General features: G+C 59.9%; 18 protein-coding genes. 11 read left to right on the top strand and 7 right to left on the bottom strand.

The window, feature by feature from the left end; genetic code table 11:
* Nucleotides 1-15: 15 nt before the first annotated feature.
* Entirely contained in the window at nt 16-771 is a 756-nt protein-coding gene (gene ppk2, locus V0U79_RS00605; RefSeq protein ID WP_330197520.1) for a polyphosphate kinase 2, read from the bottom strand.
* A gap of 240 nt (nt 772-1,011) precedes the next feature.
* Here ppk2 and V0U79_RS00600 point away from each other — a divergent pair, with 240 nt between their 5' ends.
* Complete coding sequence (locus V0U79_RS00600; RefSeq protein WP_330197519.1) at nt 1,012-1,617, top strand: methyltransferase domain-containing protein; 606 nt, start codon at nt 1,012-1,014, stop codon at nt 1,615-1,617.
* Here the strand turns inward: V0U79_RS00600 and V0U79_RS00595 are convergent.
* The 3 genes from V0U79_RS00595 to V0U79_RS00585 form a co-directional block, all read right to left on the bottom strand.
* Nucleotides 1,598-3,007 carry an MATE family efflux transporter gene (locus V0U79_RS00595; protein ID WP_330197518.1) on the bottom strand — a complete coding sequence of 470 codons (1,410 nt, stop codon included), beginning with the start codon at nt 3,005-3,007 and terminating at the stop codon, nt 1,598-1,600. The genes V0U79_RS00600 and V0U79_RS00595 overlap by 20 nt on opposite strands.
* Nucleotides 3,008-3,081: 74 nt before the next feature.
* Nucleotides 3,082-5,361: an NADP-dependent malic enzyme gene (locus V0U79_RS00590; RefSeq protein ID WP_330197517.1), complete on the bottom strand. Its 2,280-nt coding sequence runs from the start codon at nt 5,359-5,361 to the stop codon at nt 3,082-3,084.
* A 27-nt stretch (nt 5,362-5,388) separates the two neighbouring features.
* Complete coding sequence (locus V0U79_RS00585) at nt 5,389-6,948, bottom strand: NAD(P)H-hydrate dehydratase (RefSeq protein WP_330197516.1); 1,560 nt, start codon at nt 6,946-6,948, stop codon at nt 5,389-5,391.
* A gap of 92 nt (nt 6,949-7,040) precedes the next feature.
* On the opposite strand from V0U79_RS00585, the gene V0U79_RS00580 reads away from it, so the two are divergent.
* From V0U79_RS00580 to V0U79_RS00535, 10 genes are all read left to right on the top strand, one after another.
* The gene (locus V0U79_RS00580) at nt 7,041-7,379 is read left to right on the top strand and encodes a P-II family nitrogen regulator (RefSeq protein ID WP_330197515.1); all 339 of its coding nucleotides are present in this window, start codon (nt 7,041-7,043) and stop codon (nt 7,377-7,379) included.
* A 51-nt stretch (nt 7,380-7,430) separates the two neighbouring features.
* Nucleotides 7,431-8,834, top strand: coding sequence for a type I glutamate--ammonia ligase (glnA, locus tag V0U79_RS00575; protein WP_330197514.1), 1,404 nt, complete (start codon nt 7,431-7,433; stop codon nt 8,832-8,834).
* A 155-nt stretch (nt 8,835-8,989) separates the two neighbouring features.
* A complete protein-coding gene (locus tag V0U79_RS00570; protein WP_330197513.1) occupies nt 8,990-12,196 on the top strand; it encodes an autotransporter family protein in 3,207 nt (1,068 codons plus the stop codon).
* A 39-nt stretch (nt 12,197-12,235) separates the two neighbouring features.
* Nucleotides 12,236-12,844 (top strand): transglycosylase SLT domain-containing protein, encoded by a 609-nt coding sequence (locus V0U79_RS00565; RefSeq protein WP_330197512.1) that lies wholly within the window; start codon nt 12,236-12,238, stop codon nt 12,842-12,844.
* Between the two features lie 37 nt (nt 12,845-12,881).
* The gene (gene parE / locus V0U79_RS00560) at nt 12,882-14,942 is read left to right on the top strand and encodes a DNA topoisomerase IV subunit B (protein ID WP_330197511.1); all 2,061 of its coding nucleotides are present in this window, start codon (nt 12,882-12,884) and stop codon (nt 14,940-14,942) included.
* Between the two features lie 67 nt (nt 14,943-15,009).
* Nucleotides 15,010-16,431: an amidohydrolase gene (locus V0U79_RS00555; RefSeq protein WP_330197510.1), complete on the top strand. Its 1,422-nt coding sequence runs from the start codon at nt 15,010-15,012 to the stop codon at nt 16,429-16,431.
* Nucleotides 16,431-17,699 carry an amidohydrolase family protein gene (locus V0U79_RS00550; protein WP_330197509.1) on the top strand — a complete coding sequence of 423 codons (1,269 nt, stop codon included), beginning with the start codon at nt 16,431-16,433 and terminating at the stop codon, nt 17,697-17,699. The genes V0U79_RS00555 and V0U79_RS00550 overlap by 1 nt, the downstream gene beginning before the upstream one ends.
* Nucleotides 17,700-17,815: 116 nt before the next feature.
* A complete protein-coding gene (locus V0U79_RS00545) occupies nt 17,816-19,201 on the top strand; it encodes a DEAD/DEAH box helicase (protein ID WP_330197508.1) in 1,386 nt (461 codons plus the stop codon).
* Nucleotides 19,202-19,313: 112 nt separating this feature from the next.
* Nucleotides 19,314-20,360, top strand: a complete 1,047-nt coding sequence (locus tag V0U79_RS00540; RefSeq protein WP_330197507.1) for a GGDEF domain-containing protein — start codon at nt 19,314-19,316, stop codon at nt 20,358-20,360.
* A gap of 56 nt (nt 20,361-20,416) precedes the next feature.
* Nucleotides 20,417-21,136 (top strand): TMEM175 family protein, encoded by a 720-nt coding sequence (locus V0U79_RS00535; RefSeq protein ID WP_330197506.1) that lies wholly within the window; start codon nt 20,417-20,419, stop codon nt 21,134-21,136.
* Here the strand turns inward: V0U79_RS00535 and V0U79_RS00530 are convergent.
* From V0U79_RS00530 to V0U79_RS00520, 3 genes are all read right to left on the bottom strand, one after another.
* Nucleotides 21,115-21,720 carry a glutathione S-transferase N-terminal domain-containing protein gene (locus tag V0U79_RS00530; RefSeq protein ID WP_330197505.1) on the bottom strand — a complete coding sequence of 202 codons (606 nt, stop codon included), beginning with the start codon at nt 21,718-21,720 and terminating at the stop codon, nt 21,115-21,117. The two genes, V0U79_RS00535 and V0U79_RS00530, sit on opposite strands and share 22 nt — an antisense overlap.
* A gap of 111 nt (nt 21,721-21,831) precedes the next feature.
* Nucleotides 21,832-22,182, bottom strand: coding sequence for a HesB/IscA family protein (locus V0U79_RS00525; RefSeq protein ID WP_330197504.1), 351 nt, complete (start codon nt 22,180-22,182; stop codon nt 21,832-21,834).
* A 10-nt stretch (nt 22,183-22,192) separates the two neighbouring features.
* On the bottom strand, nt 22,193-22,600 hold the full coding sequence (locus V0U79_RS00520; protein ID WP_330197503.1) for an SUF system Fe-S cluster assembly protein: 408 nt from the start codon (nt 22,598-22,600) through the stop codon (nt 22,193-22,195).
* Nucleotides 22,601-22,607: the final 7 nt, after the last annotated feature.

Genomic DNA, 22,607 nt, shown 5'->3' with positions numbered 1-22,607 from the left:
GGCAATCGGTTTTGCTCAGGGAGCGAGGAAACTGCCGGATATGTCCGGTGTGCCCCAATAACGCAGCACGTCCATGTCATGCTCGGGCACCGCGCCGGAATATCCGCCGCAATCGACGGTGCGCAGAATATCGTGGATGACCGTCAGCCGAGCCGTGTACTTGTCGTCCGCCTTGACGACGCGCCAGGGCAAGGGCTGGCAGGTCTCGACCAGCATGCGGTTGCGCGCGGCTGAATAATCGTCCCACTTTTCCAGCGCGACCGCGTCGATCGGGCTGATCTTCCATGTCTTGAGAGGATTCCGGCGGCGGTCCTCAAGACGCGCTGCCTGCTCCGACTTCGAGATGTCCAGATAGTATTTGAGGATGATCAGGCCATCATCAGTGAGGATTTTTTCAAAGCCGCCGACATCATTGAGGAAGCTTTCGTATTCGTCATCCGAGCAAAAGCCCATCACCCGCTCGACACCGGCGCGATTATACCATGATCGGTTGAACAGGACGAATTCTCCCTGCGCCGGAAGGAATTCGACCCAACGCTGGAAATACCAGGACGTTCGCTCGCGTTCTGTGGGTTTTCCAAGAGCAATGACGCGTGTTTCCCGCGGGCTCTGATGCTCGGCAATGCGCTTGATCGTACCATCCTTGCCAGACGCGTCCCGCCCCTCAAGAATGACCAGCAACCGGCGGCCCCGAGCTATGACATCCCGCTGCAGATCAACCAGATTGATCTGCGCCTGCCGCAAGGCCTTTCGATAAGCGCCCTTTTCCAAGCCTGCCTCCTTAAGCCCGGTAGCCGGGCATCAGATCCAGCCTTCCGCGCGTGCAAGGCTGCTGGCATGGATCAGGCCGACACCGATCACGAGTGTGAACAGGATGGCAGCTATTCCCACGGCCATGGCTTTTCGCATGTCACACTCCCATATGATCGTCATCCACACTGATACGGCCCCTCGCCTCTATCAAGCCGGATCGTATAGAAATTCTCCGGCATCTGTTTCGGGAACAGGAAAATGAGCGAAACCAGCGAACGCACTCCGATGGACTGGGACCAGCGCTTCAAGGACAACACAACGCCCTGGGAGCGCGGCGTGCTGCATCCGGCCTTTCTGGACTGGCGCGAAAGCGGTGCCTTCGATGATCGCGAGCGGATCATCGTTCCCGGCTGTGGCCGTTCGCCCGAGCTGAAGGCTTTTGCCGCGCTGGGCAAGCAGGTGATCGGAGCCGACCTATCGGGCACCGCGCTGGCGGCCCAGAAGGCCATGCTTGATGGAGACGGCCTGCAAGCCGAGCTGATCGAGGCGGACATCCTGCTCTGGCGGCCCGATACGCCCCTGGATGGCATCTATGAGCAAACCTTCCTGTGCGCTATATCACCGCGCCTGCGTCAGGAGTATGAGCAGGCCGTCCATGCCTGGCTGAAACCCGGCGGCAAGCTGTTCGCGCTGTTCATGCAAAAGAACGAGCCCGGCGGTCCGCCCTATGGCTGTCCGCTTGAGGCGATGCGTGAATTATTCCCGGATGATCGCTGGGAATGGCCGGATGGCGATCCGGTGCCCTACCCTCACCCATTGCTGGACGACAAGGCCGAGCTGGCGATTATTCTGACGCGGCGTTAGCGGGCGCAGCGGCCTTGCGTTGCTTGCGCTTGCGGGCCTCCATCGGCGCCCGGAACAGGACATAGGTCGCAGTGCCCGCTCCCGACAGGATATTGGCGATCGCGACCCCACCGATCACGCCTGCGGGTGAATTGAAGATGATCCCCCCGCTGACCGCCAGCACCGCCATCATCAATGCGCGGCTCGAGGTGATCATCACCCCGAAGCTGGGGCGTCCGAGCCCATTGAACCCGGCGCTGGCAGCCATCGAGATGCCGTAGCCGGCAATCGTCAGCGTCACCAGCGACCAGTAGGTCTGGGCGACCTGCTGGCCCATTTCGCTGGGCAGGAAGGCGGGTGCCAGCCACCGCGACAGCAGCAGGATGATCACAGCCATGGACAGCGACCATACAAGGCAGAAGAGGAAGCTTTTGGCGAAGGCCTCGCGAACCCGCGAGGTGATCCCTGCCCCGCCATTCTGGCCGGTGACCGGACCGATGGACGCTGACAGGGCAAACAGTGGCACGATGGCAAAGGCTTCAAGGCGCGCGGCCACGCCAACGCCGCCGACGGCCGCATCGCCGAATTGCGCCATGCCGAGACCGCCCATCACAATGGTCAGGGCGAAGGGATTGAAGGTGTTGGAGGCGGCGGCCGGCAGGCCGACGCGGGCAATCTCTCCCCAATTGTGGACGAGTTCGCCGAGACCATGCCAGCGGAAATCGATCAGCTTTTCGCGGAAAACCAGATAGCTGCCGATCATTACGAAGGTCACGGCATTGGCCGCCACAGTCGCCAGAGCCGCACCGGAAACACCCCAGCCCAACCCTGGCAGGCCAAGAAATTCATCAAGGATAAAGAACGGGTCGAGGATCATGTTCACCACGGCCGCCGCAATCATCATTATCGACGGCAGAACCGCATTGCCGAGAGCACGCAAAATATTGCTCGCCACCATTGGGCCAACGATCAGCACAATTCCGGAAAACCAGACTGTCATGTAGTCGATGACGTGCGGGATCATGGTGTCGGACGCGCCAATCAGGCGGAAGAGCGGCTCGACAAAGATCACGCCGAGAATGGAAACAAACCCGACGGCAAGTACGGACAGGGACAGGGCATCGGTCGCCGTACGGCGGATAATGGAATCATCCTTTTCGCCGGCGGCCCGGGAAACCACAGAAACCGCCCCGGCGCCCAGGCCAATAGAGATGCTCATCACCAGCATGGTCACCGGGAAGGACAGCTGTACGGCCGCCTGCTGGCTGGTACCTAGCGTACCGACCCAATAGGTATCGATAACGCCGGTCAGCATCATGGCGACGATACCGAAACTCATCGGAACCAACATGCGCAGAATGTGACCGAAGACAGGTCCTTCGGTCAGATCGCGGGTGGCGCGTCCAGCCATCTAAATGCCCCTCAGTTGAATTGCCGATATAGGAGCGTTCGGCGCGCTTTGCACCTCACGAAGTGCTGAAGTGCCTAAAGCGCTGACCGGGACGGGTCATAGGCCGCCAGTCCGGCCAGATTGACGATGTCCGAGACACGCGCGCCCAGCCGTGCCACCTGAACCGAAGCCTCCAGCCCGACGAGGATCGGGCCGATGACTGTGGCCGCTCCTGCCGCTTTCAGGAGGCGCGTTGCAATCGAGGCCGAATGGACAGCCGGCATGACCAGCACATTGGCCGGCTCGGTCAGGCGCGAGAACGGGTAAAGATCATGATGATCCGGATCCAGCGCCACATCGGCGGCCATCTCTCCCTCATACTCGAAATCGACCCCGCGCTGATCAAGCAGCCTGACCGCGCCCGACATCTTCTCTGTCCGCTCACCCGGCGGATTGCCGAAGGACGAATAGGACAGGAAGGCGACGCGCGGCGTCAGGCCGAAGCGGCGCGCCGTGGCGGCCATTTCAATGGCGATATCCGCCAGCTCCTCGGAGGAAGGAAACTCGGTTTCCAGCACATCACCGATCAGCAGATTCCGGCCGCGGGATATGGCGGCATTGATGCCCACGATACGGCCTCCGGGCACCGCATCCAGCACCAGACGGATATCATCCATCACCATATTGGTGTGACGGGTAACACCGGTGACCATCCCGTCAGCCTGACCCATCTTGACCATGCAGGCGGAAAAGACATTCCGGTTGGTGTTCACCAGGCGCTGCACGTCGCGCTTCAAATAGCCCTTTCTTTGCAAACGCTTGTAGAGGAATTGCGCATAGTCGTAATTATGGTCGGACAGGCGCGCATTGCAGATTTCCAGTGAATCTTCCGGCACACCGAGTTCGCGCATATTTGCCTTGGCGATTTCCTCGCGGGCCACAAGAATGGCCTTGCCGAGGCCTTGCGACTGGAAGGCATGGGCGGCGCGGATCACGCTGGGCGCTTCGCCTTCGGCAAAGACAATAGTTTTCGGCTCGGCCCGGATAGCGGCGGACACGCGTTGTTGCAGGCCGGCCGTCGGATCGGCCCGGCGAGCCAGCGACTGACGGTATTCCTCGTCTTCACGCGCCTCAATACGGGCGACGCCGGATTCCACTGCGGCCCGCGCCACATAGGGCGGAATGTGAGAGATCAAGCGCGGGTCAAAAGGTGTGGGGATGATATAGTCCGGACCGAATTTCATCCGGCCTTTTTTATAGGCCGCGGCCACCTCATCGGGCACATCCTCGCGGGCCAGTTCAGCCAGCGCGCGGGCGCAGGCAATCTTCATCTCTTCATTGATCGTGCGCGCCCGCACATCGAGGGCTCCCCGGAAGATATAGGGGAAGCCGAGCACATTATTGACCTGGTTGGGGAAGTCCGAGCGACCGGTCGCCATGATGGCGTCGGGGCGTATTTCCCGGACCACTTCCGGGCGGATTTCCGGCTCCGGATTGGCCATGGCGAAAATGATCGGCTTCTTGGCCATCGACTTGACCATGTCGGCGGTAACAACCCCCGCTGCAGACAGGCCGATCAGGCAGTCCGCGCCCTTCACCACTTCTTCCAGCGTGCGTAGCTTGGTTTTCACGGCCTGGCTCGCCAGGCGCGGATGCAGCCCTTCCCGGCCCTCATAGACGACGCCATCAATATCAACGACGATGGTCTTGTCCTTGTCGACACCCATGGACTGCAGGAGCTCTATCACGGACAGGCCGGCAGCGCCGGCGCCAACGAGGACGACGTTGAGGTCCTTCAGCTTCTTGCCCGTCAGTTCGCAGGCATTGATCAGTCCCGCCGCAGCGATAATCGCCGTGCCATGCTGATCGTCATGGAAGACCGGGATGTCGAGGCGCTCTCGCAAGCGCTGTTCGATCTCGAAGCATTCGGGCGAACGGATATCTTCCAGATTGATGCCGCCGAAGGAATTGCCGAAGCCGGCCACGCATTCCACGAACTGATCGGGATCGGTGTAATCGACCTCGATGTCGAAGGCATCGATATCAGCAAAGCGTTTGAACAGAACCGCCTTGCCTTCCATCACCGGCTTGGAGGCCATGGCGCCGAGATTGCCAAGGCCGAGAATAGCCGTGCCGTTGGACACCACCGCGACCATATTGCCCTTGGAAGTGTAATCGTAGGCGGTGTCCGGATCCGCCGCGATCTCCTTCACCGGGACCGCAACGCCCGGAGAATAGGCCAGCGACAGATCGCGTTGCGTCCCCATCGGTTTGGTGGGCTGCAGCGCCAGCTTTCCCGGCGTCGGCTTGCTATGAAAGTCCAGCGCTTCGCGATCGAAGGCTGTCAGATCAGTTCTCTTGGACGTGTCGGCCATGAATCATCCGTGTGGTGGGTGATCCCTTTATGCTCTGTTCGCGGGCGCGGTTAAAGCCTTGCGTGCGGCATCTGTTTTTCTGCGCCTTTTCAGTTCAGCCACGGCATTCGGGATCGCGGCCGGAAGGTCCTCCGCAATCAACCCCTCGCCCAGACGGATACCCGCATCCCCATGCAGCCAAGCGGCCATTGATGCGGCCTCAAAGCCGCCATATCCCTGCGCAAGGAAGGCGCCGGCCAGTCCCGCCAGAACGTCACCCGAGCCCGCCGTTGCCAATGCCGGCGAGGCATGAATGTTGACGCGAACACCGCATTCGGGATGGGCGATCACTGTATCGGCACCCTTGAGAAGCACGGTACACCCCGCCGCGGTCGCAGCGGCGCGTGCGCGTTCAATCTTGTTAAGGCTGCCGCTTGCGATATCCGGGAAAAGGCGGGCGAACTCACCATCGTGTGGCGTCAGCACATCGTCTGAACGCAGATGCCTGAAGAGATGAGCGGGATCGCTTTCGAAGCTGGTCAGCGCATCGGCATCGAGCACCAGAGCTGCTTCGCGGGCCGTTGCCGCAATCACAAGATCATGTGTTTCATCCCCAACGCCACTGCCGGGACCGATAACCAGCGCCGTGGCGCGGCGTTCGTCCAACGCTTCAAGTAATCCTTCCGGCCCTTCAAATCTTTTCACCATAATCGCGGTGTTGTGCAGCGCATTGACCTGCATTGCCGCCGGCGGGCTGAGCAGGGTCACCAGCCCCGCTCCGCCACGCAGTCCGGCCAGCGCGGCCAATCGCGCCGCCCCGGTGCTCGACGGGGCGCCGCTGACCACACACAGCCGTCCTTTCCGGTGTTTATGGATATCCGTTTCGAAGCCCCAGGGCAGATGGGCCCAGACATCAGGCGTGTTGATTTCGCCCAGGGGCGGCGCTTCGGCCTCCCAACCTTCGGGAATGCCGATATCCGCCAGAACAACTTCACCGCATAAAGACCGGCCCGGCTGCAGGAGATGCGCAGGCTTGAGGCAATGAAAGGTCACGGTGAGATCCGCCGCGAAAGCCCCGACAAGCCGGCTCAACTTCTTTCCTGCGCTTCGTCCAGCATCGCCTTGTAATCCGGATGGCAAATCGATGGCCACAACCGGAATGGCGCGCTCCATGGCGCTGATGATGAGTTTCTGCACGCCTTCCGGCACTGGACGCGACAGGCCGGCACCGAAGATCGCATCAACTATCAGGCCTTTTCCGGCGATCAGCTCCGGGGCCAGAAGGCTTACCGGAGCGTCCCATCGCCTGGCCATTTGGCCGGCATCGCCAGACCAGTTGTGATCGGGGTCGAGCGCAGCCACTTCGACAGGCCAGCCGTGTTCGCGGAGCCGGCGCGCCACAACGAATCCGTCGCCGCCATTATTTCCCGGGCCACAGAAAATGACGGCCGGCCGCGGAGACCAGCGCTTGATGATTTCGTCGGCAACGGCCTGCCCCGCCGCCTCCATCAGCTGTTCACCGGCAACACCTTGTGCGATTGCGAAGGCATCGGCAGCGCGATGGCCATCAACAGAGAGAATTTTAGTTGCGGGGGGATGCATTTTCATTTCATTTCTGTCTATGCTGCACTTGCGTAATCCGCAGGCGGTGTTGATTCTCGCCTGCGTTGATGTAACTCGTCAATTACGAGTGGGGGGCCATGAAAAAGATCGAAGCCGTCATCAAACCGTTCAAACTGGATGATGTTCGCGATGCGCTGCAGGAAATCGGCGTGCAAGGTATGACTATTACCGAAGCCAAGGGGTTTGGCCGTCAGAAAGGCCATTCGGAACTCTATCGTGGCGCCGAATACGTGATCGACTTCCTGCCAAAGGTCAAACTCGAAATCGTGGCACCCGAGGCCCGGGTCGAGGCGATCGTGGAAGCGATCCAGAATGCGGCCCGTACCGGCCGTATCGGCGATGGCAAGATCTTCGTCTCCCCCATCGATCAGGCGATCCGCATCAGGACCGGGGAAGCCGACGAAAACGCCCTCTAAGGTCCACTTCACCCACCAAATCACCATCCCCTGAAAGGGAGCCTACCCGCGATGTCAAACGACATTCTCAAGAAAATCAAGGACGAAGATATCGAATTCGTCGACCTGCGCTTTACAGATCCGCGCGGCAAGCTGCAGCACGTCACCTTCGACGTTTCGATGGTGGATGATGACTTCTTTGCTGACGGCGTGATGTTCGACGGCTCCTCGATCGGTGGCTGGAAGGCCATCAACGAGTCTGACATGACGATGATGCCGGACGTGAACAACGCCAATGTCGATCCGTTCTTCCAGAACAAGACTCTGGCCATGTTCTGCGACATTCTCGAGCCAGGCACGGGTAATGCCTATAATCGTGACCCGCGCACCACGGCGAAGAAAGCCGAGGCCTATCTCAAATCCTCCGGCATTGGCGACACCATCTATGTCGGTCCGGAAGCAGAATTCTTCGTTTTTGACGATGTCCGCTGGTCCACCGACCAGCAGAATACGGGCTATGCCATCGACTCCGAGGAAGGCCCGTACAATTCCGGCCGCCAGATGGAAGGCGGCAATATGGGCCACCGTCCGGGGCCAAAAGGGGGCTATTTCCCGGTTCCGCCGATCGATTCCGGCCAGGACATGCGCTCGGAAATGCTGGCTGTGATGACCGAACTGGGTCTCGAGCCGGAAAAGCATCACCACGAAGTCGCGCCGTCGCAGCATGAGCTGGGCATGAAGTTCAACACGCTGACGACGATGGCCGACAATCTGCAACTCTATAAGTACATCGTGCACAATGTGGCGCACGCCTATGGCCGCACCGCGACTTTCATGGCGAAGCCGGTCTGGAACGATAACGGCACCGGCATGCACGTGCACCAGTCAATCTGGAAAGATGGCAAGCCGCTCTTCGCTGGCGACAAGTATGCCGACCTGTCCGACACCTGCCTTCACTATATCGGCGGCATCATCAAACACGCCCGCGCAATCAACGCCTTTGCGAACTCGACCACCAATTCGTACAAGCGGCTGGTTCCGGGCTTCGAGGCTCCGGTCCTTCTGGCCTATTCGGCCCGCAACCGCTCGGCGTCGATCCGCATCCCGTATTCGACATCGCCGAAAGGCAAGCGGATCGAAACCCGTTTCCCGGACCCGGCTGGCAATCCGTATCTGACCTTTGCCGCACTGATGATGGCTGGCCTCGACGGTATCGAGAACCAGATCCATCCGGGCGATGCAATGGACAAGGATCTCTACGATCTGCCGCCGGAAGAGCTGAAAGACGTGCCGACGGTTTGCCGCTCGCTGCGTGAGGCTCTGGAATCGCTGGATGCCGACCGTGACTTCCTGAAAAAGGGCAATGTCATGGATGACGACCAGATCGATGCCTATATCGAACTGAAAGAGGAAGAGGTGCTCCGTTACGAGATGCACCCGCACCCGGTTGAATTCGATATGTATTACAAGGTTTAAAGCCTGGTGACATGATGAAGAACGGCCGGAGCGCAACAGGCTCCGGCCGTTTTTTATTACAACAGTCATCAGAGGGTGACGTGGCGCTTTTGCTCGGCTACACCTTCGGGTCAGTGTGCTTTTCACTACCCGAGAGTTGCCAGTTGAGAGTTGCCATGCGGAACCGCCTCCTGATCACGACCGCTTTTTGCGCCGCCTTTTTATCCGCTCCTGCGCTTGCGCAAACGGAGATCACGGACGAGCGCACGACCGGCATCCGGACTTCGACGATCAATGATGGCCAACCTGCGAACATAATCATTTCGTCCACCGGCCGGGTCGCGATCACGACGGACAATGGTGGCACGGGCCCTGCTGTCACCGTCGATAGCGATAATGACCTGACCAATAACGGCGAGATCACCGACACGACCGGCGGCAATAATGTCGTTGCTGTCATGGTCAATGGTGGTACGACCGGCACCGTTACCAACAATGGTACCATTTCAGTGGCTGGCACAAATGTTGGCACAGACACAGATGGCGATGGTGACGGCGACGGTCCTTTCACCGACGGTGAAAACCGCGTCGGCATTCTGGTCGACGGAACGGGCGCCTTTACCGGCTCTGTGATTAACGGCGAAAATGGTTCGATCGATGTCGCCGGGAACAATTCTGCAGCCATCCGGACTGTTGTTCTCGTTGACGGGTCACTGCTGAACAGCGGATTCATCAATGTCCTGGGTGACAACTCCTACGGTATCGATGTCCAGGGCGGGCTGACAGGCGACCTCAATATCGGCGGCACGGTCAATGCGACAGGCCAGAATGCCTCTGCTGTGAGGGTCGGCAGTAATATCGATGGCATCTTCCTGCTGACGGGTAACATCCAGACTACGGGTTACCGGATCACCTCAACGCCCAACGATACAAATATCATCAATGTCGATGCGGATGATCGTCTGCTCTCCAGCTCCGCCATCCAGATTGGCGGCAATCTCGGGCGCGGCTTCTATATCGCCGGCACGGCATTTTCCGGCAGCCAGTCACCGGGCCAGATTCTGGCGCGCACGACAGCTCCGGCTATCTGGATTGCGCCATCCCTGGGCACCGGCGAGAACATTGTACTCAGCCGCATCATGATCCCGGCTGATCCGGATACCGAAGGCAGCACGGATACGAATTTCGATTTCAGCTTCGTCAATGAAGGCTTTGTCCAGAGCGTCGGCGTTTTCAATGGCAATGACTCGACAGCGGTGCGTATCGAAGGCGCGATGGTCGGCGGCATGCTGCGGACGACGACGCTTGAAGGCGGCTTCCTGAATGCCGGTACGATTTCCGCCCAGGCCCGCCAGGCCAATGCTGTTGCCGTCGTATTGGGCAATGGCGCGATTGTTCCGGTGTTCGAAAACAGCGGCACGCTGAATGTCAGTACGTTTGGTCCGGGCTCCGACGGTCTTGGTGTGCATATCCTTTCGGGCGCCAATGTGCCGATCTTCCGGAATTCGAATTTCATCAACGTCACGACAACCGGACCGAACAGCTCAACAGGTATTCTGGACGAATCCAACTCGCTCGCTCTGATCGAGAATACCGGCGTAATTTTTGCGGTTATTGGCAACGGGTCATCGGTCTTCCCGGTTGATTACGGAACAGATATCGGCGCCAGCGGCGAAGTCAGCATCGTGAACCGGACCGCGATTGATGTGTCTGCGTCCACAATTGACGTCACTCTGCGCCAAATGGCGCCGCCCGCGGATTCCCCGAACAGCGATGCCGTGATCCGGGGTGATGTCCGCCTTGGCTCGGGCAATGACACTGTCGATATCCAGGCCGGATTTGTAGATGGCGACATCTATTTTGGCGATGGCGCCGACACGCTGACCGTATCGAATGGCGCTGCCATTATTGGCTCTCTCCATGACAGTGACGGCCAGCTTTCGCTGACGGTCAATGAGGGTCAGATCGAGCTTCAGAACGAGACTCCGGTCCAACTGACGCAAGCCACTTTCAATGACGGTTCACGCCTGATCTTCGAGGTCAATTCGCTGGGCAACACCTCTGCCTTCATCGATGCCAGCGGTACCGTGACCTTCAATGAAGGTTCGACCATTACCGCATCGCTCGACGGCCTGATTGGCGAAGGCGCGGAATTCATCGTGCTCACCGCGAATGACCTGGTCATCAATACGGCGATTGACGCGCTTCAGGACACGGATGCTCCGTATCTCTACAACACGTCGATTGCGCGCGATCCGAACGATGCCAATCAGCTGGTGCTGACGCTGCGCCGCAAGACGTCAGGCGAGCTGGGCATGCATGAAAATCGTGCCGCTGCCTATGAGGCCGCCTTCTCTGCCTGGCAGGACAATGATGCGCTGGGTAGCGCATTCGCAGCCCTGAACAATTCGGCGGATTTCTTTTCGGCCTATGACCAATTGCTGCCGGAATATGCCGCCAGCGCCATCCAGTTTGCCGTCGCCAGTAATGACAGCGCCATTGGCGCCCTTTCCGGCCGGCTTGATGCTGCCCGCCGCAGCCCCGATGGCACCGGCGGTGTCTGGCTCCAGGAATTCGGATATTTTGCTGACCGCTCGCAATCCAGCTTTGGCCCCGGTTACCGCGGACAGGGTGTGGGTATCGCGGCCGGTGTCGACCGTCCGTTCGGGCCGCTCTATGCGCTGGGCCTCAACTTTGTTGGTGCTGCCAGCGATATCGAGGAAGCCAACGGTGTAGACGAGCCGATGACGGCCCTGACAGCTCAGGTCGGTGTCTATGGTGGTGCCGATTTCGGTGACGTCTTCTCCGGCGAATTCTACCTCGGTGGCGGCTTTGACAGCTTCGAAACCGAGCGCCGCGTACTGATTGGCTCTTTCGATCGCACCGCCATGGCGGATTGGACCGGTTATCACTATTCGGGTTCGGCGCGGTTCTCGCGTGATTTCGAGATTGGCCGCTGGTATGCGCGCCCGTCCCTGTCGATCGATTACCTTCGCCTTTTCGAAAGCGCCTTCTCTGAAAGCGGTGGCGGCCAGGGGATCGACCTGATCATCGATGACCGCGAAAGCTCGACCTTCTCCTCTACGGCCAGCTTTACCGCCGGTGCCCGCTTCGGCAGCAGCAATAGCTGGTGGTCACCGCAGGTCCGTATTGGTTACCGGAATGATTTCGGCGGCCAAGATGCCATCACGACCGCCCGTTTCTCCGGCTATACGAACGAGTTCTCTTTCAGGGCCGAAGATCTGCCGGGTAGCGGCCTGATCCTCGGTCTCGCCCTGCAAGCCGGCTCGAACTACTCGACCTTCTCGTTCGATTACGATGCCGATTTGCGGGATGGCTTTGTGCGTCACACGGCCCGCCTGGTGGTTCGTCTCGTCTTCTAGGGAAACCAGCGGTTAACCCAAGCAGGATCAAAAAAGGGCATGTCCATTCGGCATGCCCTTCTTGCTATCTGCCTGTCAGGTCTGGTGGCCGCCTGCGGTCATGCTCCTCCCGAGCAGACACACGACGCCTGCCTGATCCTGGAAGATAACCGTGCCTGGTGGCGCGATCTTCGCCGCAGCGAAGATCGCTGGGGAGTCTCGCCCGGAATTCAGCTGGCGATCCTGCGCCGGGAATCCTCCTTCAACGCACATGCCCGCCCTGCCCGGCAGCGCCTCTTCGGCGTAATCCCGGGCCGTCGTCCGTCATCGGCCTATGGCTATGCCCAAGCGCTGGATTCCACCTGGGACTGGTATCGCGAGGAAACCGGCCGGCGTGGTGCGGACCGGGACGATTTTGGCGATGCCACCGATTTCATCGGCTGGTATAGCCATATGAGCGGACGCCTGTCCGGCATTTCGCCGACTGACGGCCGGTCCCTTTATCTGGCCTATCATCAGGGTCATACCGGCTATAACCAGGGCACCTATCGCGGCATCGCCTGGCTCAACAGGGCTGCCAGCCAGGTCGCCACCGATGCCTCACGTTATGACAGCCAGATCTCGCAGTGCCGCCGGCGGCTGGATCGCCGCTTCCTGGGAGTGTTCTGAACTCCCCTTCCCGGAACGACTCGGGCATTATTGACTCATGAGCGCTCAACCTGACCAGGACGACCTGTTTTCGTCGCCCCCGCCCAAGAAATCCGAAACGGCAAGCGAGGCTGCGCCTGCGTCCGCCGAACCGCCCGCGAAAGGCGGTGGCGAAGGCTATGACGCCGCCTCGATCGAAGTGCTGGAAGGGCTGGAAGCGGTCCGCCGCCGTCCAGGCATGTATATTGGCGGCACGGACGAGCGGGCCCTGCATCATCTGTTTGCCGAAGTGCTCGACAATTCCATGGACGAGGTGGTCGCTGGCTGGGCCGACCGGATCGAAGTCCGGCTGGACGCCGACGGTTCTGTCACCGTAGCTGATAATGGCCGGGGTATCCCGACCGGCCCTCACCCCAAATTCAAGGACAAATCTGCACTGGAAGTGGTGTTCACCACACTTCACGCAGGCGGCAAGTTCTCGGACAAGTCCTACAAGACGGCTGGCGGTCTGCACGGCGTTGGTGCGGCCGTGGTCAACGCGCTATCCGAAAGGCTGGAGGTCGAGGTCGCCAGGGAAAAGACACTCTGGCGGCAGGTCTTTGAACGTGGCTTGCCCGTTGGAAAGCTGGAGAAAATCGGCGCCGCACCAAACCGCCGCGGCACGACCGTGCGTTTCCTCGCCGACGACCAAATCTTTCACGGCAAGGCCCGGTTCAAGCCGGCGCGCCTGTTCGCCATGGCAAGGTCGAAAGCCTTCCTGCGCCGTGGTGTCGAGATCCGCTGGTCGTGCGATCCATCCCTGATCGAGGGCACAGACACACCTGATCAGGCCGTCCTGAACTTTCCCGGCGGTCTGTCCGACCGATTGGCGGAAATCATCGGCACCAAAAGCCAGGTCACACAGTCGCAGTTTTCCGGCCGGATCGAAAAGGAAGAAGGCCATGGCGCCGTGGAATGGGCGGTCAGCTGGTCGCTGGTCGGCTTTGGCGACGCGGACGGCTTTGTTGATTCCTTCTGTAATACCGTCCCGACTCCCCAAGGGGGATCACACGAGCAAGGGCTGCGCAATGCGCTGACGAAAGGCCTTCGTGCCTATGCTGAACTGACCGGTGTCAAGAAAGGCAGCCTGATAACGCCGGAGGACGTAATGGGCGGCGCCGGTGCGCTGGTGTCGGTCTTCATCCACGATCCGGAATTCCAGGGCCAGACCAAGGACCGGCTGGCGACCGCGGAAGCCACGCGGATCGTAGAAGGCTCGGTGCGCGACCGCTTCGATCACTGGCTGGGCGGCTCTCCCAAGGAAGCCGACATATTGCTGCAATGGGTGATCGAGCGCGCCGAAGACCGGATGCGCCGCCGCAAGGAAAAACAGGTCAAGCGGCAGACGGCTTCCAGAAAGCTGCGGCTGCCAGGAAAACTGGCGGATTGCTCCCGCGCCGGATCGGACAATACAGAGCTGTTCCTCGTGGAGGGCGATTCCGCTGGCGGTTCCGCCAAGCAGGCCCGCAACCGGGAAACCCAGGCCATTCTGCCTCTACGAGGCAAGATCCTGAACGTGGCGTCGGCCACAGCCGACAAGATGGCCGCCAACCAGGAAATCAGCGATCTGCTTCTGGCCCTCGGGGTCCAGACCGGCGCCAAGTTCAATCCGGATGATTTGCGCTATGAGCGCGTCATCATCATGACCGATGCCGATGTCGACGGGGCCCACATCGCGGCCTTGCTGATCACCTTCTTCTATACGGCCATGCCAAGGCTGATCGAGGCCGGTCGATTATTCCTGGCCCAGCCGCCGCTCTATCGGCTGACGCAGGGCTCGAAAACCGTCTATGCCCGCGATGACGCGCATCGCGAGGAGCTGCTGAAGTCCGAATTCAAGGCCGGCAGCAAGGTCGATGTCGGCCGCTTCAAGGGCCTTGGCGAGATGACGCCATCGCAGCTGAAATCGACGACCATGGATCCCAAAGTGCGACAGCTGGCCCGGGTCACTTTCGACGCGGCAGCACGGCCCTCCTTCGAAGCTCTGGTCGAAACCCTGATGGGCAAGAAGGCCGAGTTGCGTTTCCAGTACATCCAGGATCACGCGCCGCAATTCACAATGGCCGCGCTGGACGTTTGACGGACCCGGCACACTCCGTTTGAATGCCCCCATTCGTTTCTGACGCGAATTCATGGGGTGGAACATCATGTCCTTGGACTGGAAAAGCTGGGTCGCCGGTCTGGCGGCCAGCGCACTCGTTGCCTGTTCTGGCGGCGATGGCAGCGATGAAGCTGCCGATAACGACACTGGCAATGGCGAGGCGGAGGTCGTGCGATACGATCTCGACCCGTATCCGTCGACCTACCAACCGCTGCCGAGTGAGACAACTTTCATCACCGGCGCCACGATTTTTGATGGCGTTGGAGGTGAAATCGAGAACGGTGACATCCTGGTCGTCGATGGCCGGATCGCGGCAATTGGCCAGGGCCTGGAAGCCCCAGAAGGCGCGGTCATTGTCGATGCGGCCGGCCGCTACATCACGCCGGGCGTCATCGATATCCACTCGCACCTAGGCGATTATCCGTCTCCGGGCGTGGATGCGCACTCTGACGGTAATGAGCTGACCCAGCCGAATACGGCCGAGGTCTGGGCCGAGCACTCGGTCTGGCCGCAGGATCCGGGCTTTGCCCGCGCGCTGGCCGGCGGGGTCACAACGCTGCACGTCCTACCGGGTTCGGGCAATCTGTTCGGCGGCCGGGGCATCACGCTGCGCAATGTGCCGTCTCGCACCGTTCAGGGCATGAAGTTTCCGGAAGCGCCCTACACGCTTAAAATGGCCTGTGGCGAGAACCCGTCGCGGGTCTATGGAAATCGCGGCACATCACCGGCAACGGATATGGGCAATATGGCCGGCTATCGCGCTGCCTGGATCCGTGCCTCCGATTATCGCGACAGCTGGAATGATTACTGGGAAGACCCGGAAAACAATTCGGCTCCGACCCGTGATCTGGAGCTCGATACTCTGATGGGCGTCCTCGAAGGCCAGATCCTGGTTCAGATGCACTGCTATCGCGCCGATCAGATGGCGCAAGTCATCGATATGAGCCGCGAATTTGGCTATCAGGTCACGACTTTCCACCACGCTGTGGAAGCCTACAAGATCCCCGACCTTCTGCAGGAAGCCGATATCTGCGCCGCCGTTTGGGCTGACTGGGGCGGCTTCAAGATGGAGGCCTATGACACGATCCGTGAAAACCTGCCGCTTGTTCATGCCAATGGCGGTTGCGCGATGATCCACTCGGATGATGCGCTGGGCATACAGCGCCTCAACCAGGAAGTCGCCAAGGCTCTGGCTGATGGACGCAGAATGGGGCTGGACATCTCCGATGCCGAAGCTGTGGCCTGGTTCACATCGAACCCGGCGCGCGGTCTGGGCATTCTGGACGAAACCGGATCACTGGAAGTCGGCAAGCGCGCCGACATCGTGATCTGGTCTGCTCACCCGTTCTCGACCTATGCGCAGGCTGACAATGTCTACATCGATGGCGCCCTGCTCTTCGATCGTGAAAACGGCCTGCAGCCGGTGAGCGATTTCGATCTGGGCCAGATTGGTGAGGGAGACGACTGATGAAAATGCTCGTCACACTGATTACTGCCGGCCTTGCCCTTTCGGGCACGGCTCTGGCTCAGGACATCGCGGTCATCAACGGCCGGGTCATTACCAACACTGCTCAGGGCCAGATCGAAACCGGCGGCGTGCTGGTGCGGGATGGAGTGATCGTGGAAGTCGGTGCCAACATCACCGTTCCCGACGGTGCCACAACGATCGACGCCAATGGCGGCTGGATAACGCCGGGCATCTTCGCGCCCTTCACACAATTGGGGCTGATCGAGGTCGCGCTTGAAAGCTCGACCAATGATGCCGGTGCCTCGGAAAGTGATTTTTCCGTGGCCCTGGACGTTGTCGACAGTTTCAATCCGAACGGCACCTATCTGGCGACCAACCGGATGGAAGGGATCACGCGCTTTGCCGTCTTCCCGTCGACCGGACACAACCTGTTCGCTGGACAGGGTGCCCTGGGCAACACGTCCGGCAACGCGGACTCACTGTTTGAGACGCAGAGCTTCGTCTATGCCGATCTCAGCCAGTCCGGTGCCAGCACGGCGGGTGGTTCACGCTCAGCCGCCTGGGCCTTCCTGGAAGCCGCCTTCGGCGATGCCCGCGCTTATCCTGGCCGGTATTCGTCAGGCAGCGGCGATGCGCTGAACCGCTATGACGCTGCTGCGTTGGTGGATGTCGTGCGCGGGCGGACGCCTTTGATCCTGCAGGTTGACCGGGCCAGCGATATCCGCCGGGCTATCCGTCTTGCCGAGGATAATGCTCCGCTCCAGATCATCATATATGGCGGTGCGGAAGCCTGGATCGTGGGCGAAGATCTCGCCGAGGCGGGCATTCCGGTGCTGATGGATCCGATGCGGAACCTGCCCTCCTCTTTCGATGCGCTGGGCTCGACGCTGGAAGCCGCTGCACGCCTCAACGATGCAGGCGTTTCAGTGGCTTACACGACCCAGACAGCAGACGGCTATTTCAATCCGCGCCTGCTGCCCCAGCATGCCGGAAATGCTGTCACCAATGGTGTGCCATGGGCTGATGCATTCCGCGCCATCACGCTAACCCCTGCCGAAGTCTTCGGCGTCGATGACCAGCTGGGCGCTCTGGCTCCAGGCTATATCGCCGATGTCGTTGTCTGGGATGGGGATCCGCTGGAAGTGATGTCGGCTCCGACCCACGTCATCATCGATGGCGAGGACACAGACCTGACATCTCGCCAGACCCGGTTGCGTGACCGCTATGCTGACATAGAGGACACAACGCCGTTCGGATATCGGCACTAGGGCTCTCGCCCGATTGACAGGTCAGGTGCCATTCGTATGGTGCCGCCAAATTTCAAGCGGTCGCGTCTTGAGATAGACGCGACCGTTATCCTTTCAGGATGGAAGAAACTGTCTATATGACGACATTTGCCGACCTCGGTCTTGGCCAGAAGATTCTCGATGCGCTTGAAGCGGTCGGGTATAAGGAACCGACGCCCATTCAGGCCGGAGCCATTCCGCCTGCTCTCGCCGGAAAGGATGTGCTGGGGATTGCCCAGACCGGCACCGGCAAGACGGCGTCCTTCACGCTGCCGCTAATCGAGAAACTGTCGAAAGGCCGCGCCAAGGCGCGCATGCCACGATCGCTGATCCTGTCGCCGACGCGTGAGCTGGCAGCCCAGATCGCCGAGAATTTCGATAATTACGCCAAACATACCAAGCTGACGAAAGTGCTGCTGATTGGTGGCGTCGCTTTCGGTCCGCAGGAGGAAATTCTCAATCGCGGGGCCGATGTGGTGATTGCAACACCGGGCCGTCTTCTCGACCAGTTCGAACGCGGCAAGGTACTACTCAACGGCGTGCAGGTCCTGGTGATCGATGAAGCCGACCGCATGCTGGACATGGGCTTCATCCCGGATATCGAGCGCATCCTGAAAACTTTGCCCGCTCGGCGCCAGACGCTGTTTTTCTCGGCGACCATGCCGCCGGAAATCCAGTCGCTGGTCGACAAGTTCATGAAAGATCCCGAGCGCGTGGAAGTCTCGCGTCCGGCCACGACCGCCACCACGATCACGCAATTACTGGCGCGCGTATCGGACAAGACGCCCAAGACAAAGCGGGAAATGCTTCGCAAGGCGATTGACCGGGACGGCGTGAAGAACGGGATCATTTTCTGCAATCGCAAGCGCGACGTCGATGTAGTCGCCCGCTCACTTCAGAAACACGGCCTCTCTGCGGCTCCAATTCATGGAGATCTTGACCAGTCGGTCCGCACAAAGACGCTCGACCAGTTCAAATCCGGCGAGCTTCGCTTCCTTGTGGCCAGTGATGTCGCTGCGCGGGGACTCGACATTCCGGCCGTCAGCCACGTTTTCAACTACGATATTCCGCATAATTCCGAGGATTATGTGCACCGGATCGGACGAACCGGCCGCGCTGGCCTGGAAGGCGAAGCCGTCAGTATTTTTGCGCCTGGCGACGAAAAGCTGCTGGCTGCGGTAGAGAAAATGATCGGCCGGCCGATCGAACCGGCAGACTTCTCCGAAGCAAAGCGCGCGAAATCCGGCCCCACATCCAGCCAGAAGACATCTGCTGAATCGAAAAAGCCGGAGAAGGTGGACAAGACCGAAGCGGCGCCGGAGAAAAAAGCGGACGCTCAAAAGACCTCACGGACGTCCAGGCCGGCAGACACCGGCAAGCGTGACACAAAGCGGGGCAAGGGCGGCCGGCAGAAGGAGTCCGGACAGAAAGCATCCGTCAAAGGCTTCGGTGACGACGTCCCGGCTTTTTTTGATATTTTCTGAGCCGTTGCGGCCTTTCTGTTTACCGCTTCTTTTCCTTTGAAATGCATCTTGCTCGAAAGGTGAGTCGTTGGGATTGGCGCGTCTTGCCTAGTGTATTTTGAAGGGGTTGGCCGTGAACGGACGCTTGCAAGGACCAGAAGGTCGCGCTCTCGCAAAAGAAACGCTCGATCTGATGGAGCGTTACGATATTGCTCCGACCCCGGAAAACTACGCCGTTTTCTCCTGCTACACGTCTGATTCCCTGCCTGAACTCTGCGAAGCGATCAGCAAGCGCATCGAGTCCGGCGAGCCTTTCGACCAGCCTTTCTGCGATATGCTTTACAGCGATCATTTCGCGATCGCCAAAATCCAGGAAGCGGTTATGGCCAGCTCCGGGGCCATGGCAAAGGAACTGGTGCAGGTCCGCGAGACACTGAAAGCTGCCGAACGTCATACTGCGGAATACGGAGAGACTCTGGCCGGTGCTGAAGGCGCCTTCGACGAGGATGCCGATCCCGGCCATGTCCGGGATGTGATCCGGTCGCTGGTCTCTGCCACAACGAAGATGCAAACCCGTTCGAAAGAATTGGAGCGCCGACTTCAGGAAACTTCCAGCGAAGTCGTCAAGCTGCGCTCCAATCTCGAACGGGTCCGTGAAGAGGCCATGACAGATGCCCTCACCGGCATCGCTAACCGCAAACGATTCGATGAAATGCTGCGAAAAGGCCGCCGGTCTGCCGACACCAACAATGACGCGATGTGTCTCATCCTGTGTGATATCGACTATTTCAAGCGCTTCAACGATACGTGGGGCCATCAGACGGGCGATCAGATCATCCGTTTTGTAGCTGGCTGCATGACCCGAAATGCATCCGACCACCACACGGTGGCGCGCTATGGCGGTGAGGAATTTGCTGTTGTGATGCCGAAGGCCACTTTGCCGGAAGCCAATGCTCTGGCCGAGAAGATCCGCATGACGGTCGAAGGCAAACGCCTGCTGCGTAAATCGACCAGCGAGGATCTCGGCAATATCACGATTTCGCTCGGCGTTTCCGAATACCGGCATGGCGAGGCTATCGAGGAGTTGATCGAGCGTGCCGACGCCAATCTCTACAAGTCGAAAAAAGACGGGCGTAACCGGGTCACGACCGACAGCCGGAACGTTCGCTCGGCCGCCTAGCGGTTCCCGTCAAAGCCGAATAGTCTCAGCCCCGGTTCGTCAGCCGGGGCTTTTTCATGACCGAGCATACTTCTTCCGAAAAGTATTTTACCTGGCGCGGCCGTGATGTGACGCGGGTCGAAAACCTCTCTGACATTGTCTTTGCTCTTTCACTGACGTTGATTGTGGCGTCATCGGTTCCCACCAGTTTTGACGCCCTGATCGGTCTCTGGCGTGAAGCCATCGCGGTGGCGATGTGTTTTGCGCTGGTGTTGCTGATCTGGTCGAAACACCATGCTTTTCACCGCCGCTACGGGTTGGACGATGGCCGCACGATCTTTCTGAATTCGATCGTGCTCTTCCTGATCATGATCTTCGCCTATCCGCTGAAATATCTGGCGCTGTTCATGGTGAATCTCTTCACCGGCTATTTCGACACGCTGGAAGCGGTCGACAATGTCATGCCGCTCTCACGGGTGGACCAGTTCATCGTTATCTATGCGATGGGTTATGCGGCGGTATTCGGCGTATTTGCGCTGCTTTATGCGCATGCTCTGCAGCGGGCCGACGATCTGGGTCTGTCTGCCGCCGAACGCATTGTCACACGGCTGGAGGTCGATCAGGGCATCGCCGCGATAGGCGTATCGCTGATCGCTGCGGTCAGCGCGCTCGCCCTGCCGCAGAATATCTCCTATCTCGGCGGCAGCGCCTATTTCCTGATCGGCCCGGTCATGTACTGGCTGTCGCGGCGTGCCTATAAACAGGCCGATGCGGCTCAGGCGTCGGCGGGCGGCTGAGTGCTCTCGAACGACGGGCGGCTGGCCCACTTCTCATAGAAACCCGCCAGGACAGGACGGCCCTCGCGCCACTGGCTTTCCGGATAGCGGAAGTCGAGATAACCGAGCGCGACCGCGATCGACATCGCTCCCAGATCGAAAGCACCGGCAAACTTGTCGGATTCGGCTTCCAGAAGATCCAGTGACCGGCGAATGCCGTTTTCCTGACGCTGGACCCAGAGATCGAACTGCTTCTCCTTCGGGCGGGTCAGCTCCACCCGGCGCCCCACGGTCAGATCGAGCATGCCATCTGCCAGCGCCTGAAAGCGCAACACACGCCAGCGCGCCGTACCGGATTTCGGGATCCAGCGATCATCATCCAGGCTATCGATATACTCGCAGATCAGCGGGCTATCGAACAGCGGCGTACCATCTGCGCGGATCAGCGCCGGCACCTTGCCGAGAGGATTGCAGTCCAGCAGCTCCTCGGGATCGTCCAGCGGCATGGCGTGGACTTCCTCGATGCGCTCGGTCAGCCCCTGCTCGCGGATCAGGACCCGGCATTTGCGCGCATAGGGCGAGGTTTCGGTCATCAAGAGCTTCACGTCAGCGCTCCAAAGTGGTTCGGCTCACACCCAGTCGTGTGACCGTTGGCGGTATTTACGGTGCAGAAGGCCTTCAGGCGAAAGGGTTTTCGCAGCAGATGACCGGCAATGTCAGGATGACTGGGCCGGAACCAGCGTGACGCTTTCTCCGCAACCGCACGCATCGGTCTCATTGGGGTTCCGGAACACGAATTTCGAAGAGATCGGCGTCACGTCCCAGTCAATTTCCGATCCAAGCAGGAAAAGCAGGGATGTCGCGTCAACGACAATGGTCACGCCCTTGTCCTCGACAACCTCGTCCATGGGCTCGGGCGCTTCGACATAGTCCATGACATATTCCATGCCCGCACAGCCGCCCTTCTTCACACCCACGCGCAAATAGCCCGCACCGCGCGATGCCATGATGTCCTTGACCCGTTCGGCGGCCTTGTCGGAAATCGTCAATGCCTGCTTGCTCGCCATCATCTCTCTCCTAGAACATGTTGAGCGCGAGGCGCGCCTCGTCGGTCATCCGGTCCGGCGTCCAGGGGGGCTCAAAAACAAGATCGACCTTTACTTTTTCAACGCCTTCGACCTTGGCCGCGGCATCATGCACCCACATCGGCATCTCGCCGGCAACCGGGCAGCCCGGCGCTGTCAGCGTCATCTGGATGTGCAAGGTCCGGTCATCGTCCAGGTCGACCTTGTAGATCAGACCCAGCTCGTAAATGTCGACCGGTATTTCCGGGTCGAACACCGTCTTCATTGCCTCGACGACGTCCTTGGTGATCCGCTCCAATTCCTCATCCGGGATGTTGGTGGCAGGCACGACTTCAGCTGCAGCCGGCTTATCTTCCGGCTTGCTGGACACATCAATGATATCGCGAGGCTTGTTGGTCATATCCATG

The organism is Hyphobacterium lacteum, assembly GCF_036330345.1.
In the GTDB taxonomy this organism is placed as follows: domain Bacteria; phylum Pseudomonadota; class Alphaproteobacteria; order Caulobacterales; family Maricaulaceae; genus Hyphobacterium; species Hyphobacterium lacteum.
Note: the sequence above shows the minus strand (reverse complement) of the source record. Positions and strands in the feature narration are given on the sequence as shown.

Excerpts from the sequence above, each read along its gene's own strand:
- V0U79_RS00600 (WP_330197519.1), top strand. The coding sequence starts at position 1,012 with ATGAGCGAAACCAGCGAACGCACTCCGATGGACTGGGACCAGCGCTTC.
- V0U79_RS00595 (WP_330197518.1), bottom strand. The coding sequence starts at position 3,007 with ATGGCTGGACGCGCCACCCGCGATCTGACCGAAGGACCTGTCTTCGGT.
- V0U79_RS00590 (WP_330197517.1), bottom strand. The coding sequence starts at position 5,361 with ATGGCCGACACGTCCAAGAGAACTGATCTGACAGCCTTCGATCGCGAA.
- V0U79_RS00585 (WP_330197516.1), bottom strand. The coding sequence starts at position 6,948 with ATGAAAATGCATCCCCCCGCAACTAAAATTCTCTCTGTTGATGGCCAT.
- V0U79_RS00580 (WP_330197515.1), top strand. The coding sequence starts at position 7,041 with ATGAAAAAGATCGAAGCCGTCATCAAACCGTTCAAACTGGATGATGTT.
- glnA (WP_330197514.1), top strand. The coding sequence starts at position 7,431 with ATGTCAAACGACATTCTCAAGAAAATCAAGGACGAAGATATCGAATTC.
- V0U79_RS00570 (WP_330197513.1), top strand. The coding sequence starts at position 8,990 with ATGCGGAACCGCCTCCTGATCACGACCGCTTTTTGCGCCGCCTTTTTA.
- V0U79_RS00565 (WP_330197512.1), top strand. The coding sequence starts at position 12,236 with ATGTCCATTCGGCATGCCCTTCTTGCTATCTGCCTGTCAGGTCTGGTG.
- parE (WP_330197511.1), top strand. The coding sequence starts at position 12,882 with ATGAGCGCTCAACCTGACCAGGACGACCTGTTTTCGTCGCCCCCGCCC.
- V0U79_RS00555 (WP_330197510.1), top strand. The coding sequence starts at position 15,010 with ATGTCCTTGGACTGGAAAAGCTGGGTCGCCGGTCTGGCGGCCAGCGCA.
- V0U79_RS00550 (WP_330197509.1), top strand. The coding sequence starts at position 16,431 with ATGAAAATGCTCGTCACACTGATTACTGCCGGCCTTGCCCTTTCGGGC.
- V0U79_RS00545 (WP_330197508.1), top strand. The coding sequence starts at position 17,816 with ATGACGACATTTGCCGACCTCGGTCTTGGCCAGAAGATTCTCGATGCG.
- V0U79_RS00535 (WP_330197506.1), top strand. The coding sequence starts at position 20,417 with ATGACCGAGCATACTTCTTCCGAAAAGTATTTTACCTGGCGCGGCCGT.
- V0U79_RS00525 (WP_330197504.1), bottom strand. The coding sequence starts at position 22,182 with ATGGCGAGCAAGCAGGCATTGACGATTTCCGACAAGGCCGCCGAACGG.
- V0U79_RS00520 (WP_330197503.1), bottom strand. The coding sequence starts at position 22,600 with ATGACCAACAAGCCTCGCGATATCATTGATGTGTCCAGCAAGCCGGAA.